Genomic DNA, 14,642 nt, shown 5'->3' on the forward strand with positions numbered 1-14,642 from the left:
CTGATTGATTTCATGTGAATAAAATTTCACTATTTATTTTTGGAAAATAAAAAACCAGCGTGGGTTTCACGCTGGTTTGAGAATTCAATATAAATAAATTATAATGTATCTATTTCTAAAACAATATAATTTCCAAATATGGCAAACCTGTTTACTACCTCTACTTGCTTTAAGTTCATTAAAGGCTTTTGATATGCTTTATCATACCCCTTTCCTTGAGCTATAATCTCCCCTTTGTAGACCTGTGCAAACTTTCTGTATTTTTAGAAGGTAAAATTTGGCTCTGGTAAATAGTTAAATAAGGCCTTTTTGTTCTGCAGGCTATTTTCAGAAACTATCTTGTCTTTGGATATCTGGCGTATTTTTTGACTTTCAATATCAAAATCTAGATTCAGCAAGAGGTAGCTCAATTGGCTCGCCATAATTATTACAGAGATAGGTCCATGTTTCTTTATAAATTACTCACTCCGGGGGCAGGAAGAGAAATATTGATCACTTCGCCGGTTTCTTTGTCTTTTAGCACCCGTTCATAGTTGAAACAGATAAACTAATGTTTAGATTTAACATCAATATCCAGCACCCGGATACTTCTCTCGAATTGCGGAAGCTTTGGATGTTCAGATAAGGGTAATTCTGCAAGATTTAATTCAACATTTTCAATGTCATTGATTAAAATCTGGATTTGAGTCGTTATTTTTTATTGATCGTTCATAATTTTATAATTGGATTAGTGAGTTAATGTAAATATCCGTTTGAATATTCGCTCCGTTATTGCTATTACTATTGTTATAACTATTAAAATTCGCGAAAAAGGCCAAGTCTACACCGTTAGGCTGAAACCACGTGGATACAACCGTGGTAAGCTGACCATTATTAATGCTGCTAATGCTGACGATATTACCCTTTTTTGTAATGTATAATTTGGACGTTCTATTTAATCCTACTGAGGTATTGGTATTACTTCCACTTACGAAAATATTATCCGGAAGTATTCTTTCATCAAAGAAGAAATTCCTTCTTATTCCTGCCAAAATTTGCATAGAATGGGAAAATGGCTGAGCAGCATCTACCAATCCATAATCATAACCATAAGACCCATCATAATAAATAACTCCTGATGTCATATTTGTTAGTTCAAGATAAAAATCCCCGTCTGCGATTGCAGAAGGAATGAGAACACTACTCTTGAAGGAAACTGCATCCTGATTTGTTCCCACAAATTGTTCATTGGTATTCCGTGCCCTATGTATTGATGTTCCCGAAGCTGTTGTAAGGTCTACGGTAGGACATATTGTGGTATTATTTAGCATGCTCCAACTTAACCCTGATAAACCGATTGGTGTAAGCAAGTCGATTACGTTGATTGTAGGAGTGGTGATGTAGTAAGCTACCCCGTTCCATAATCTGATTTTGTAATTTCCAAGAGGTAAATTCTTAAAGTTATAGTAAAATACAAGGTCAACCCCATTAGTATACAATTGTACCTGTGAATTCGGTACGGTAGCTATCACGGTTGTACCTGTACTGTTCATAATCTCCACAGAAAAGCTGGCCGGATTTAGATTTAAGTTGGCCCCTTTTAATGTGATAAAGTAATCTCTATCCTGTTTATCAACGATTGGTGGCAAGATAACGGCCACACTCATTGTGTTTGTAGTCCAACCCCCATTCATACCTGTCTTCCAAGCTGTTTTCTCGCTTTCTGTTAGCTGGTTAGGCAGGCTGATAAATGCACCTTTCCCATTTGATTTTCCTATTCTGCCAGATGCATTTTGAGCTAATAACATATTAAAAGTCGTATCACTCGAAGCATCGGTTAATCCGGTTATTGAATAATAAAGTCCGGAAGTATTCAGTGTCCAGTTGGCACCTAGTGTCAATCCGGCACCAGCAATAGTAGTCAGAGAAGAATTGGCAACGTTTTTCCCTAAATCACCTGCGGGCAGTTTTGCCGTATTGCCGTGATCATCCAGACCTATAACTTTTGTGAAATTCTGTGCATTTCCGTCGATCAATGGAGTATTGAGTTTAAGATCCAGATCCTCATTCATGTTTTGATTGAACTGGGCTTGCGTTATAAATCCTTCAGATACTAGGCCAGGATCAGAAATTTTGATAAGATCATCACTAAGGTTCTGTGCAGCAGGATCTGCTACCGGAGTTTTCATATCGCCATTTTCATCAATGGCATAGTCTGTATAAGTAGCTGCACCGGGTGCAGCTACTTGGTAAATAACATTTGTTTCTCTTTCTCCCTGTGGAGGTAATGCATTTACTCTAATAATTTTTCCTATATTAGACATATTGTTGTTGTTTTTGGTTAATTGTGATTGTATATTAATGATAGATTGCAAGTCATTTTCTAATGACTTCTCATTTTAGCCTTATTTTTTTAGGTGGTTTTATGGCAAGAAGATTTCCACCCTTCGTTTTAAAGTCTGTTTTCATTTGTGCGTTTTCTTGAGGCAAATATCAGAGCCGGAAGCGACAGAACTTGACGTATTGAAAATAAATTTTGCTTTTATTTCAATTAATTCAAAAAAACAGTAAGACACTGAAATAAAACGTTTTAAAAACAAAATTAACCAACCTTTAAATATTTATTTCTTATCTTTATTCCATGTCTGCACAAATACAATCCTATCATGCCTCCAGTTTTCTTTCAGACTTTAATACTTAGAATTATTGTGTGATTTTATTGAAGGGTTCTGGCATTTTTTCGGTAGATCAGATTAATTATGCTTATGAAGATTGGCCCGTCCTTTTCCTGACGCATGAGAGTTACGATTATATTCTCGGAATTTTCAGGCATATACAGCATGAACTTTGTGAAAAACCCTCATTTCTCGAGTCTATTATTAAGACCTATATGCAGTTGATCCTACTTTGGATTCTTATTTCCTTAATTTTTTTAAGATCTTCCTACTCCACCATATGGGTTTCCTTATCTGTCGGGAGCGGGGCGATTGGTTTTAAAGGATATCATCATGATGGCCGCTGGGTTGATTCTATTTTCCGACAGTTTAAAGAAAGCCCTAACAGTATCTGATATAGCTGTCGCCATTAAAAACTAAATATTTAGTTTTTAAATAATTAAAGGATCAAAAGCCATAAATAAGCTGCATTTTGCAGCTTATTTATGGCTTTATTTTAATAATAGTACAAGACCCCCGATTACCCTAACCGAATGATATTCATACTTAAACTTCTTGAGTAAAAGCTAAATTCCCGGGGCTCTATTGAGAAAAAATCAAAATATCGTCTGATTACGGACAACCATATATAGTTTGTTTAAAACTTCCACTCACGCTATCTGATGTTCCTACTTCATGCTGTACTGTAAAAGTAGACAGTGCTGCAGTTGCATAAGTATTGGTATTGTACATTCCCATATGTTTTTCCACTCTTTTCTGATTGGTATTTGATCTGCATTCATAGACCTACGGAATGTAGATGGGGTTAGCTGTATAATGACCAAAATTATTTTTTAGAAAGGAATAATTCACAAAAAACCCGGAGCTTAAACTCCGGGTTACATCATTTCATTTATCCATTCGAAGACGAATCTAAAAGGCGCTGTATCAATTTTGTACAATCTGCGGATTATTATTAATCTCTTTGTTCGGAATCTGGAATATGAATTTATCAGGTGAAAGGTTCAATCTTCCGAAAGTATGGTTGGTTCCCGGATAGATTCTTTCGAGAGGAGTTCCCAATCTTTTCATATCAAACCAGGCGTAGCCTTCCCCCCAAAGTTCAATTCTTTTTTGAAGAATAATTTCGTTGATCAGCTCATTTCCTGAGTTTGAGGACAGCGTGTAGGCATTGTTTCTTTTGGAAGTGATTTCATATAAAACCAGTTTCGCTTCTGCCTCTCTACCCTGTCTGGCCAGCGCTTCAGCTTCTATATAATAAAGCGAGGATGCTCTGATATAGATATAATCTCCTTCAAAAAGAGTGGGATCTTTAAATTTCCAGTTCACATACGCAGGGTAATTTTTCTTCTTTCCGTTAAAAGTATACGCCGCGCCCTGACTTCCATTGAATACCTTTTTACGATAATCTGTATCTGGGATTGCCTCATAAAGACGTTTATCGATCAGCTTGTAGATCCTTGCGGCACCTGCATAGCCTTCATTCGTATTATCGAACATGGAGAAGAAAGAAGCATAGTAGTTTCCGATACTCATGGTAGATACAGTGTTATGAAAACCCCATAAAACCTCAGGATTATTGATATTTGAGAATCCGATTGTGGTATAATCATTTTCAGTCATCAGTGCTATTCCCTGCTTGCTTTCATGCGCATACTTCTCTGCTTTGATATAATCTCCTGTTTCCAGATAGACCTCAGCAGCAATAGCTTTCGCTGTTCTTTGATCGATCTGGGCTCTTGATGGGCGTGCAAAACTGTCCAGAAGGATAATAGATTCTTCAATGTCTCTTGTAATCTGCTGAAAAACCTCCGATACCGACGACCTCGCAAGACCCTGGCTTTGGTTACTGCTGGTAAGAACAAGCGGAAGACCCGGTGCTGATTGATTGCCCTTGTAGCTTTTTGCGTAGAAACGGACCAGATAAAAATAGGAGTAGGCTCTCAGAGCAAGTAATTGCCCTTTGATGGCTGTATTATTGGATTTCGTATCGTTTTTTAAATCATCAAGCAGTTTATTGATGACAAATATTCTTGCATAAAAAGTAGTCCACACAAATTCTGCGGCAGAATTACTGGCATTAGTCGCTTCATAATTATAAAACATCCCCAAATGCTGATTGGTGGCCTGTATCACATCATTAGACATCAGATCTGACCCTCCTTTGATGGCCATAATCCCAAAATCAGAATGCGCTGTGGAACCTCCGGCACCGTTACTCCGGAAATCAAGATAGATTCCACCCAATATTTTTTCGGGTTTTGACTGGTCATTATTCAATTGTTCACCAGATATATCTCCTTCCGGAAGTGTATTTAAATCATTGGCACAGCTACCCGATATCAAGCTGATGGAGAGAGCCGCTATAAAGTATTTTATTGTTTTCATCTGTTTTCTTAAAAGTTAAATTTAAATCCTAAAGAAACACTGGACAGCAGTGAGTATCTGTATGGGTCTGAAACTCCGGTTAATGAAGCTCTCGGATCATATCCTTTTCTTTTGGACCATAAGTAAAGATTGTTCCCCGTCACATACACTTTCAGACCTGATAAACCTGCCTGCTGTGCGAAACCCTCCGGTAACTGATAAGACAAGGTCACATCCTGAAGGCTGATGTAATCTGATTTAATCAGATAAAGTGTAGAATGTCCGTTCTGATTGGTTGAGGTCAAATCTACCCTTGGTAAGGCTGCATTTGGATTTTCCGGTGTCCATGTCTGGCTTAAATCCGTTGAATAATTGGACGCATACGTGTCTGAATGGAATAAACTTCTGTAGATATCATCATAGCCGTATCCTCCAAACTGGTAGGCAAAATTAACCGCCAGATTAAAGCCTTTGTACGTGAAATCTGTTCCGAATCCACCATATACTTTCGGAATCGCTGATTTTCCCGTATTGTAATCGGTAGCCTCTTTATAATTGGCTGTAATTGTGGTTTCTTCCTGTTGGGTGTTTGGGTTAACAGCTGTTCTATACCATTGTGCATCTCCATTTTCAGGATTTACTCCTGCAAATTTTTTCAGATAGTAGGTATATCTGTCATCTCCTTCGTTCAGAATAAACAGACCGCTTACAAGGCCTGTATTTCTTTGCTCGGCAGGCAGTTTGGTAATTTTGTTTTTATAATGGGTGGCGTTTCCGTACACATTCCACTGGAATTGTCCTGACCTAAGAATTTCCACATTCAGATTCGCCTGAACCCCTTTGTTGATCATGTCCCCGATATTACCGTATTTCACATAAGATCCCGCATTGGAAGGAGGCAAAGGAAGCGCATAGATCATATCCGATACTTTTCTCTCAAAATAATCCGCATTCAGGTTGATTCTGTTTTTAAAAAGAGAGATTTCGAAACCGGCATTCAGATTTTTAGAAGTTTCCCATTTTAAATCTTTATTTCCTTGTTTTTTAAGAGATAGAACGGGTTTGTCATCTCCAAAATTGTTGATTCCATAGTTATCCTGATAGGCGTAATAGTCTCTGATAGAACCATCCAGCAAAATATTATCATTTCCCTGCTGTCCGTAAGAAGCTTTCAACCTAAGAGAATTGATGACCTCATGGTCTTTAAGGAAGTCTTCTTTAGCGACATTCCAGGCTACGCCCAAACCGTAAAAATTACCCCATCTGCTCTCCGGAGAAAAGACAGAGGAACCATCTCTTCTAATATTTGCATTAAAGAAATATTTCCCGTCATAATTATAAAGCAATCTTGTAAAATATCCTTCTACGGCATATTCATAGCCATTTCCAGACAGATCGGTTATCCTTACAGCATTATCAAAAGACAATGAGTTCGGCAATAAAAGCTGCTGTTTGGATCCTGAGAATCCATCGCTTTTTATTTTGTTTAATTCATGTCCGATAAGGATATTAAAGTTATGTTTATCCAGTTTTTTCTGATATGTAAGCAATTGCTGATGGTTTAAGGTATGTTTAAATACAGACCCCATATTGATTGTTCCCCCCACAGATGATGAAGTTCCTCCTAATGTATTCCCAAACTGAAGGTTTTTTGTGTTTTCCAGATACGCTCCGAAATTGTAGGTGAAGTCCAACCCTTTAATGATTTCATAATTCAGACCCAAATTGACATTGGTCATATTATTGGTGGTCTGCGATTTGTCGTATTGGAGATTCCCCACCGGGTTTTCAAAAACCGCATAAGACCTGGTTGCTCCGTTTGGCCCTTGTCCATCCCCATAATCGTATAACACCTGTCCACTGTTATCATACAGGATCTGGTAGTTGTTATCCCTTAGAAAAACTGGATAGAAAGGCGCTATATTTCTCGCAAACTGAAAAGGATTGGAAAATCCGGCCGATTCACCAAAATCCTGTTTGCTGTAGGTATAGGAAAGGCTACTGGTCAGTTTCAGTTTTTGGGTAATCGCATAATCCAGGTTCGATCTTATTCCAAATCTTTTAAATCCGGAACCGATGAGGTACCCCTGGTCGTCTAAATAATTTAATGAAGTATAAGATTTTACCTGATCATTATTGGCTGTGATCCCTACACTGGCTTCTCTTCTTAATCCTGGCTTAAAAAGCAGATTTTTCCAGTTATCCTGATACAATAGCTTGGCATCGGGATTAAAAACACCATCCTTCCCTATCATTGTGCTAAAAGGCACATTATAAGCATTATATCCCAACTTATTCAAAGCTGTAATACCAACATCATGAAGGCTCGCTCCGGAAGGAACAGCTCCCGGCTGTTTCAATCTCGCGACTTCACCAACTCTTCCCCGGTTATAAAATGCAGTATAGTAATCCTGTGGTGAAGTATACACCGAATAATCTTCAATGGATCGGAAATTCACTCCTGTTTTTATGTCAGCTTCTATGTGCAGACCTTTAGATTTTCCTCTTTTGGTATTAACAATGATCACCCCATTCGCTCCTCTTGAACCATATAAAGCATTGGAAGAAGCATCTTCAAGAAAAGAAATACTCTCAATATCCGTTCCCGGAATACTGTTCAGGTTTCCATTGTAAGGAATGCCATCCAGTACAATAAGCGGATCGCTGGATGCATTGATGGAACCAATTCCTCTCATTCTTATCGTAGGCTGAGATCCCGGCTGTCCGGAGGATATGACCTGTACTCCGGCCACCTTTCCCCCAATGCCCTGAAGTATATTTCCGTTTTGAAGATTAGCCAGATCTTTCGTTTTCAGGGATTGTACCGATCCTGTTATTTCCTCTTTTTTCTGCTTCCCAAAAGCAACCACTACAACTTCCTGTATGGCCTGCTCTTTGGAAAGGCTATCCCTGTTTTGTGCAAAGCCAAATTCTGCAAATAAAATCATGGCCAATGCACCCATTTTACATTGTCTTTTCCTCATTATACTAATTTTGTTTTTAAAATTGATTGATCCATTACTTTTATTCCTTCCGGTTATGAGACAAGGATTTCCTTTCCCCCTTTTCAGAGAGATTGCCAGAGAGAAAATTTTGAACCCGGCAGAAAGTAAGCCTGCCTTAAAAAGATTTTGAAATTATTATGATTTAATTTCTACAGTAATGTCCGTGTTTTCGGAAGTTTATGCCTGCATCATTCTGCACATCATCAATTCAAAACACATATCAGGAATGATAAGATTGTGTTGTGAAAGGCAAGCACCTGCGCAACATTGATATTGAGTAGATACAGAAGCCATCCCGGTGCATAAGTAAGAATTGAATGAATGCTTATTCATGAGAATACATTTTAACTTTTTTTAACTGTGTCAAAAGTATTTAATTATTTACGAATCAAATCACATGGCAGCATGAGATAAATCATACAAGCCTACTAATTTTGTAGACTATTAAAAATATTTAAACAGAATGTGAATTAATTGAGTCTTTTAACGAAGCAAAACAGGAGCAATAAGAATGTTTGGGCTATTTCCAATTTTGAAGATTCTCGTCTAAAAACCTCACTGGATAGGCATTGTACAAAAATGATTTATCTCTCTGAAATTCAAATGAAAATGTTGTAAATTTAGTAAGAGACAAAAACAGTGTTTTCCCTCTTTTGTAGAGTTAAGCAGTTACCTAATTTTGTTTCATAAAATTAAAAACCATCAACATGAAAACTCTTTTTTTATTCAAAAATCTAAGACCGCTCTTTGCCGTTCTTATTGTAAGCTTTTGCACGCTGAGCTGCACCCGCTGCTCCGAACCACCCAAAGAACCTGTAAGTAACAGTTATAAAAAGAAGCTCATCAGCTACCGTGAAGGCCGGGTACTTTATGATGAATACTCCAAAACAAACAACATTATTCTCACCAGAGCCAGAAACGGAGAACCCGATTCACGCTGGTATTGGTTTTCTGTAGAAGATTTGGAAGGATATCTTCAATATGTAAAAGAAACGGCTAAAAAACAGAAACTGAAAAATCCGGGAATCAGAATTTATATGGGAAAATATCCCATGAATCATCCAAAAAGTAAAATGGCAAAACCGGAATATGCAGGTTATCAGACTATATTTCTGGTACCCACTGCTCAAAACCGGAAAAAGGACAGCACAACGGCTATGTCCAGAACAATGAAGTCAACAGAAGAAAATACCAATGTAACGGAGATGGAAGTCCTGAATATGACCAATCTGGCACCTCCACCTAAAGTATCTACAGCAGATATGCCGTAAAAAATAAAAACCATGAACTGGAACATAGAAATCGGGAAACAGATATCCATGACCATCCCCGTTGTAGTGATGGTCCTGATGATCATTAAATCCAGAAAAATCGGGAGAGAAAATTTATTTTTTATCGTAGGATATGGGTTGCTTTCAATAATCGATATTTTCTGCTATTTTTATTTCAAGGCTACCAATCAATCTACCGAAATGTTTTATGTGATTGGGTTTTTAGTGATTGCCTTTTTTCTGTATTTGCTGTATTACTACCGATTATTGTATCTGCCTGTTCTTAAAAAAATACAGTTCATCTTGTTAATCCTCTTTGTCATCAATATTGTGGTGATGTTTTGTATAAAAGATGATCTCCTGCATCATTTTTCATTTAACATATTGTATACCGATATTCTTTTGCTGATGTTTTCCATCATTTTATTTTTATATCAAACATTTAACTCGGATAAAATACTGGATCTTAATAACTATTTCCCTTTTTGGGTATCGGTCGCCCTGCTGATCCTTTTTATAGGAAGTATTCCGATCTTTTATTTCAGGACCACGGTTTCAGAACATATTTATTTTTTCATCCTATTTATGTTGAATATCATCAGTAACGGAATACTCCTGTTGGGCTTACTATTGAATAAACAGGACAAACCCAGATAATTACCCATTGAAGTATGGAAGAAAATAATTTGGTCATTACTTTCACGATTACCTTACTTATTGTCGTTTTGACGATGATCTTCATCTATGTGGTCTTTATCAAAAAGAAAACTACACTTCTGATCGCTCAAAAAGAAAAAGACATGCGGTTTGAAAAAGAGCTGGCTACTTCACAGGTAGAAATCAAGGAGCAGACTTTGAATTATATAGGTCAGGAACTGCATGATGATGTGGGACAAAAACTTTCGGTTGTGCGTCTAAGGCAAAATCAGCTTATTTCCAAGCTGAAAAACACAGAAAAAGAAGAACTCAACGAGCTGAGCGAACTGTTGGGTGAATGCATACAGGATATCCGGAACTTATCTAAAACATTGATTACCGAGCAGATCATTCATTTCGGGTTAACGGAATCTATAGAAAGAGAGGTAAAAAGAATACAGAAACTTAAATTATTAAAGATCGACTTCATCACCCAAAAACAGGATATTGACATTTCGCCCAAACACGGTTTGATCCTCTTCCGGATCATTCAGGAAAGCATCAATAATATCTTAAAACATTCCAGAGCCAAAAATGTCACGATCCGGCTGGATGATGATCAGGAAACTTTACATATTAATATTTCTGATAATGGAAAAGGCTTCAATACCACCAAAATACAGGACGGTTCCGGATTGAAAAATATGGAACTGAGAGCAAAACTGATTCACGCAGAATTTTCCATACAGTCGGAACTTGATAAAGGAACACAGACTTCAATAACCTATTATAAACACATCACATGAAAACGATTCCCATAGCCATTGTAGATGATCATACTTTAATGTCTAAAGCATTGGAAAATATGATCATGGAAAACCCTCAATACAGCGTGATCATGAATCATCCTAATGGAGAAGATTTTATTGCAGCGCTGGAAAAAGCCTCAGAATTACCTGCTGTAGTACTGATGGATATCAATATGCCCTACAAGAACGGTATAGAAACCACAGAATGGCTCACCGAGCATCATCCCAACATTAAAGTCATCGCCCTTACCATGGAAGATGATGAAAAAGTACTGATCAAGATGCTGAAGGCAGGGGCAAAAGGCTATCTGCTGAAAGACATGCAGCCTTCGATCCTGTTTCAGGCTATCGATACGGTATTCGACAAAGGAAGTTTTTATACTGATTTTGTTGCCCAGAAATTACTGAAAGTCAAAACAGAAGATATCAAGACCGCTTCCCTCCTTTCCGAATTGAAGGACAGGGAAAAAGAATTCATCAAATGGGCCTGCAGCGAGCTTACCTATAAAGAAATAGCCGATAAAATGTTCCTGAGTCCCAAAACTATCGACGGCTACAGAGATTCTGTTTTCACCAAACTGGAAATCAAAAACAGGGTCGGCCTCGTTCTTTTTGCCTTAAAACATGATCTCTGCTAATGTGATTTTTTCACTTAAATCACTGTAGAACAAATCATTTCATTATCCAACCATTCATCCGGTAGATTTTTACAATCTATCGGATTTTTTCGTTTTCCCCTTCATAGTAAAATCCGTAACAGGGCTCAGTTCTAAAAACAGCAAGTTTTCTTTCAACGCAAAGATCTATTCTGATGCCGTGTAATAAGGAGAGCAAAGAAGGAATCAATTTCATTGATTGGACTAAGCTCACGTTTATCCACCAGCTTCATCAGCGACGCAATCGAATTCTTTGCTTTCCTCAAAATTATGCGCTCCATTACTGAACCTTTGCGTTAAAATGAATTTTTAATCCCCAATACTTAGCAGCATCAATCATCTGTGTAAATCCGTGGTTAAAAACTCATTCAAACCTCAAAAAAGGTGTTTTACCTACCACATAATTAGTCATTTACCTCTGTTTTAGTTCTATTTAATAATGGAATTTTGTCCTGTAAAACTAATCCATGAAGGCCGAACCCGAAAAGCCGAAACAGAGTAGGGAAAATTTAAAAAACTAATCGAAATGAAAAAAGCACTAGTAGTAGGAATCAACGACTATGCACCTATCGGATCAGGTGGACCGGATTTAAACGGCTGCATCAATGATGCACGGGATATGGCCAACACTTTGGTAATTTGCGGTTTTGATCCTGCAAAAATCAAAATTCTCACCAATCAGAATGCAACGAGAGCCAACATATTAAATTACCTTAAATCACTGGTCAACAGCAGTGTAAAAGGAGATTCACTGGTCTTCTATTATTCCGGGCACGGAACAAGAGTCGCTAATATTGGAGCAGATCTGGAAATAGATGGTCTGGACGAAGCTATTTGCCCGCATGATTATGCAAGTGCCGGAGTGATCCGTGATGATGATTTCAAAGCGGTACTGAGCAAACTGAAAGCAGGCGTTAATCTGGAGGTTATTTTCGACTGCTGTCATTCGGGAACCGGAACCAGAAAAATGGATCTGGGACTGGACTTAGAGCTCTCTTATGAAGCCCCCCGTTTCATTCCACCAATGCTGGAAGATGAATTTTATATGACCTACGCAAGCGAAATGCAGGCCTCCAAAAATTCTAAAAAAGCAATGACCATGACGAAAGCCCTGGTTCCGATTGCCGGAATGAATCATACGTTATGGGCTGCATGTAAGGACAATCAGGTGTCTATGGAAGGAAATATGAGTGGCCAGATAAGAGGCTATTTCACCTATCATTTCTGTAAAATACTGCGCGCCACCAACGGTAATATTGTCAGAAAAACACTCGACAAACAAACTGCCATGGCATTGGCGGCAATGGGAGCAGCTCAAATCAATCAGACAGAAAGCATCACAGCAGAATTTTCTCAAAAAATATTCTCTTAAAAATTCATTGGCGGAATCCGAAAAGCCATCCAAAGAGTAGGAAAAAACTGATTAAAAAAACTAAATAATCATGTCTAAAACTGAAACGAACAAACCCATGACGGCGGAAGAAGTATCAAGACTTAAAACCGTTAAAGCAAAATCAGCTGAAAAACTGACCAACACCGAAAAACTAACCAACCAGGGACCAGCCATGGAAACCATCGACGGACGGTCTTTCCCAAAAGGAATGAAATCAATCGGAATGCCTGCCAATGAAAAAGCAGCAGAAGGAAAAGTTCTTGAAACCGATCATTTCTATCCTACCCATTCAGATTTTGAATACCAGCCTAAACTGGAAGCTAAAAAAGACCGTAAGCCAAAATTCATTGAAAGAGAATCTTTCCTAACCACAGAAGGGGTAAAAACTATATTCGGTCCCGATCAGAGAAAAGTATATAATTCTACTGCGTATCCGTGGCGATGCGTGGGGAGAGTAGAAAGCGCATTAGGCTCAGGAAGCGGAGTGATGATCGGTCCGAGACATCTTCTTACCTGTGCCCATATCGTAGACTGGCAGCCTAACAACAGCACGGGCTGGTTAAAATTTACACCGATGTATTATAATGGAAGCGCTCCTTACGGAAGTGCATGGGGAACACTCACTTATTACAAATACAAAGTAGCCGGACCCACGATTGATTCTACAGAAATTCAATATGATTACGTCGTGATTGTTCTGGACAGACCTATCGGAGACAGCACAGGCTGGCTGGGTGCAAAATCATATTCCGATTCATGGGATGGTGGTGCTTACTGGACTCATGCAGGATATCCCGGGGATTTAACCGGAACTCAAAGACCAACGTATCAGACAGGTATTGCTTTAGACGGAGATTTCTGGAGTGCCGATGATAATGAAAGTATGACCCACAAAGCAGATATCTGGCCTGGACAAAGCGGTGGCCCATTCTGGGGTTATTGGGATGGCGCTCCTTATGCTGTGGCTACCCAAAGTGCCCATAATCCAAGTGAAAACTTTGCAAGTGGCGGCTCAGATCTCGTCAATCTTGTAATTAAAGCCCGAAACGAGCATCCATAACCAATTTTTTTCCTTTATAGGAAGAGCCTGACTTAGAGTTGGGCTCTTTTAATCGTAGTAATTTATCCCGTTATTTTCAATTTTCTTCACGAGTGTTTTGTTTATTTCTCTTAAATATGAGTTATATAATTAATGTTTTTTTGTAACTTTAAATAAAAAAATTATGCGTTTATTTTTGACTCAAACAATATCCATAATTGTGATTTTAATATTTTTAACTTCTTGTTCAACAAGCAGTAAATTTACTTCTGAATCAATAAAGATTGGAATGACTAAAGAACAGGTTGTATTAAAATATGGAAAACCTTATAAATCTGCATTTACAGAAGATAAAAAAACCGGAGAGATTGAAGAATCTCTATTTTACAGAGAAAATTTCAATATGGGAAATAGATCAATAACAAATATTTTAATTTTTAAGGGTGGAAAATTAGTTTCTCTTGAACAAGGACGTGAGTCTGATGCTAATTCACCCACAATTATAACTAACCCTTAACCCATAATAGTTTTTAATTTTTTAAATATTTAAATAGGTAAGAAGTGTTGATACATCTTCATCAATTTCTTGTCTTGACTATATTTTAATATGAAAAAAGTGCCAAACCTGGCAAATTTTTATTAGTTTAAGATCAGGTTTATTCCATTTTTTTTAGAGAAAAATCACAAAACTAAAACCCTCATCAAATTGATGAGGGTTTTGGTATAAAAATTAAAGGACGTTATTATTGCATAATAACATTCATCAATCCAAAGAAAATTTAAGATAAAAAGTATTTGCAATCAACTAATAA

General features: G+C 37.7%; 12 protein-coding genes and 1 pseudogene. 8 read left to right on the forward strand and 5 right to left on the reverse strand.

Features of this window, described 5'->3' with window-relative positions; genetic code table 11:
* Window positions 1–716 precede the first annotated feature (716 nt).
* The gene (locus NZD88_RS13750) at window positions 717–2,303 is read right to left on the reverse strand and encodes a hypothetical protein (protein WP_259829911.1); all 1,587 of its coding nucleotides are present in this window, start codon (window positions 2,301–2,303) and stop codon (window positions 717–719) included.
* Between the two features lie 612 nt (window positions 2,304–2,915).
* Here NZD88_RS13750 and NZD88_RS13755 point away from each other — a divergent pair.
* A pseudogene (locus tag NZD88_RS13755) lies at window positions 2,916–3,074 on the forward strand (DUF417 family protein); the annotation flags it as partial.
* 192 nt (window positions 3,075–3,266) lie between these two features.
* Here the strand turns inward: NZD88_RS13755 and NZD88_RS13760 are convergent.
* The 4 genes from NZD88_RS13760 to NZD88_RS13775 form a co-directional block, all read right to left on the reverse strand.
* Window positions 3,267–3,404, reverse strand: coding sequence for a hypothetical protein (locus NZD88_RS13760; protein ID WP_259829912.1), 138 nt, complete (start codon window positions 3,402–3,404; stop codon window positions 3,267–3,269).
* A 177-nt stretch (window positions 3,405–3,581) separates the two neighbouring features.
* On the reverse strand, window positions 3,582–5,042 hold the full coding sequence (locus NZD88_RS13765) for a RagB/SusD family nutrient uptake outer membrane protein (RefSeq protein WP_259829913.1): 1,461 nt from the start codon (window positions 5,040–5,042) through the stop codon (window positions 3,582–3,584).
* Between the two features lie 8 nt (window positions 5,043–5,050).
* Entirely contained in the window at window positions 5,051–8,005 is a 2,955-nt protein-coding gene (locus NZD88_RS13770) for a SusC/RagA family TonB-linked outer membrane protein (protein ID WP_259829915.1), read from the reverse strand.
* A 198-nt stretch (window positions 8,006–8,203) separates the two neighbouring features.
* Window positions 8,204–8,359 carry a hypothetical protein gene (locus tag NZD88_RS13775; RefSeq protein ID WP_259829917.1) on the reverse strand — a complete coding sequence of 52 codons (156 nt, stop codon included), beginning with the start codon at window positions 8,357–8,359 and terminating at the stop codon, window positions 8,204–8,206.
* A 374-nt stretch (window positions 8,360–8,733) separates the two neighbouring features.
* Here NZD88_RS13775 and NZD88_RS13780 point away from each other — a divergent pair, with 374 nt between their 5' ends.
* The 7 genes from NZD88_RS13780 to NZD88_RS13810 all read left to right on the forward strand — a co-directional run bounded on the left by NZD88_RS13780 (window position 8,734) and on the right by NZD88_RS13810 (window position 14,347).
* Entirely contained in the window at window positions 8,734–9,297 is a 564-nt protein-coding gene (locus NZD88_RS13780; protein WP_259829918.1) for a hypothetical protein, read from the forward strand.
* A 12-nt stretch (window positions 9,298–9,309) separates the two neighbouring features.
* Window positions 9,310–9,954 (forward strand): hypothetical protein, encoded by a 645-nt coding sequence (locus NZD88_RS13785; RefSeq protein WP_259829919.1) that lies wholly within the window; start codon window positions 9,310–9,312, stop codon window positions 9,952–9,954.
* 14 nt (window positions 9,955–9,968) lie between these two features.
* Window positions 9,969–10,739: a sensor histidine kinase gene (locus NZD88_RS13790; protein WP_169234372.1), complete on the forward strand. Its 771-nt coding sequence runs from the start codon at window positions 9,969–9,971 to the stop codon at window positions 10,737–10,739.
* Window positions 10,736–11,380, forward strand: a complete 645-nt coding sequence (locus NZD88_RS13795) for a response regulator transcription factor (RefSeq protein ID WP_259829920.1) — start codon at window positions 10,736–10,738, stop codon at window positions 11,378–11,380. The genes NZD88_RS13790 and NZD88_RS13795 overlap by 4 nt, the downstream gene beginning before the upstream one ends.
* Window positions 11,381–11,924: 544 nt before the next feature.
* Window positions 11,925–12,770 (forward strand): caspase family protein, encoded by an 846-nt coding sequence (locus NZD88_RS13800; protein ID WP_259829922.1) that lies wholly within the window; start codon window positions 11,925–11,927, stop codon window positions 12,768–12,770.
* 70 nt (window positions 12,771–12,840) lie between these two features.
* Complete coding sequence (locus NZD88_RS13805; RefSeq protein WP_259829923.1) at window positions 12,841–13,851, forward strand: trypsin-like serine peptidase; 1,011 nt, start codon at window positions 12,841–12,843, stop codon at window positions 13,849–13,851.
* Window positions 13,852–14,014: 163 nt separating this feature from the next.
* A complete protein-coding gene (locus NZD88_RS13810; protein WP_259829925.1) occupies window positions 14,015–14,347 on the forward strand; it encodes a DUF2845 domain-containing protein in 333 nt (110 codons plus the stop codon).
* Window positions 14,348–14,642: the final 295 nt, after the last annotated feature.

The organism is Chryseobacterium pyrolae (genome assembly GCF_025153485.1).
Taxonomy (GTDB): domain Bacteria; phylum Bacteroidota; class Bacteroidia; order Flavobacteriales; family Weeksellaceae; genus Chryseobacterium; species Chryseobacterium antibioticum.

Bases quoted from the DNA above. Each gene is read 5' to 3' on its own strand.
- NZD88_RS13750 (WP_259829911.1), bottom strand. From the start codon at position 2,303: ATGTCTAATATAGGAAAAATTATTAGAGTAAATGCATTACCTCCACAG.
- NZD88_RS13765 (WP_259829913.1), bottom strand. From the start codon at position 5,042: ATGAAAACAATAAAATACTTTATAGCGGCTCTCTCCATCAGCTTGATA.
- NZD88_RS13770 (WP_259829915.1), bottom strand. From the start codon at position 8,005: ATGAGGAAAAGACAATGTAAAATGGGTGCATTGGCCATGATTTTATTT.
- NZD88_RS13775 (WP_259829917.1), bottom strand. From the start codon at position 8,359: ATGAATAAGCATTCATTCAATTCTTACTTATGCACCGGGATGGCTTCT.
- NZD88_RS13780 (WP_259829918.1), top strand. From the start codon at position 8,734: ATGAAAACTCTTTTTTTATTCAAAAATCTAAGACCGCTCTTTGCCGTT.
- NZD88_RS13785 (WP_259829919.1), top strand. From the start codon at position 9,310: ATGAACTGGAACATAGAAATCGGGAAACAGATATCCATGACCATCCCC.
- NZD88_RS13790 (WP_169234372.1), top strand. From the start codon at position 9,969: ATGGAAGAAAATAATTTGGTCATTACTTTCACGATTACCTTACTTATT.
- NZD88_RS13795 (WP_259829920.1), top strand. From the start codon at position 10,736: ATGAAAACGATTCCCATAGCCATTGTAGATGATCATACTTTAATGTCT.
- NZD88_RS13800 (WP_259829922.1), top strand. From the start codon at position 11,925: ATGAAAAAAGCACTAGTAGTAGGAATCAACGACTATGCACCTATCGGA.
- NZD88_RS13805 (WP_259829923.1), top strand. From the start codon at position 12,841: ATGTCTAAAACTGAAACGAACAAACCCATGACGGCGGAAGAAGTATCA.
- NZD88_RS13810 (WP_259829925.1), top strand. From the start codon at position 14,015: ATGCGTTTATTTTTGACTCAAACAATATCCATAATTGTGATTTTAATA.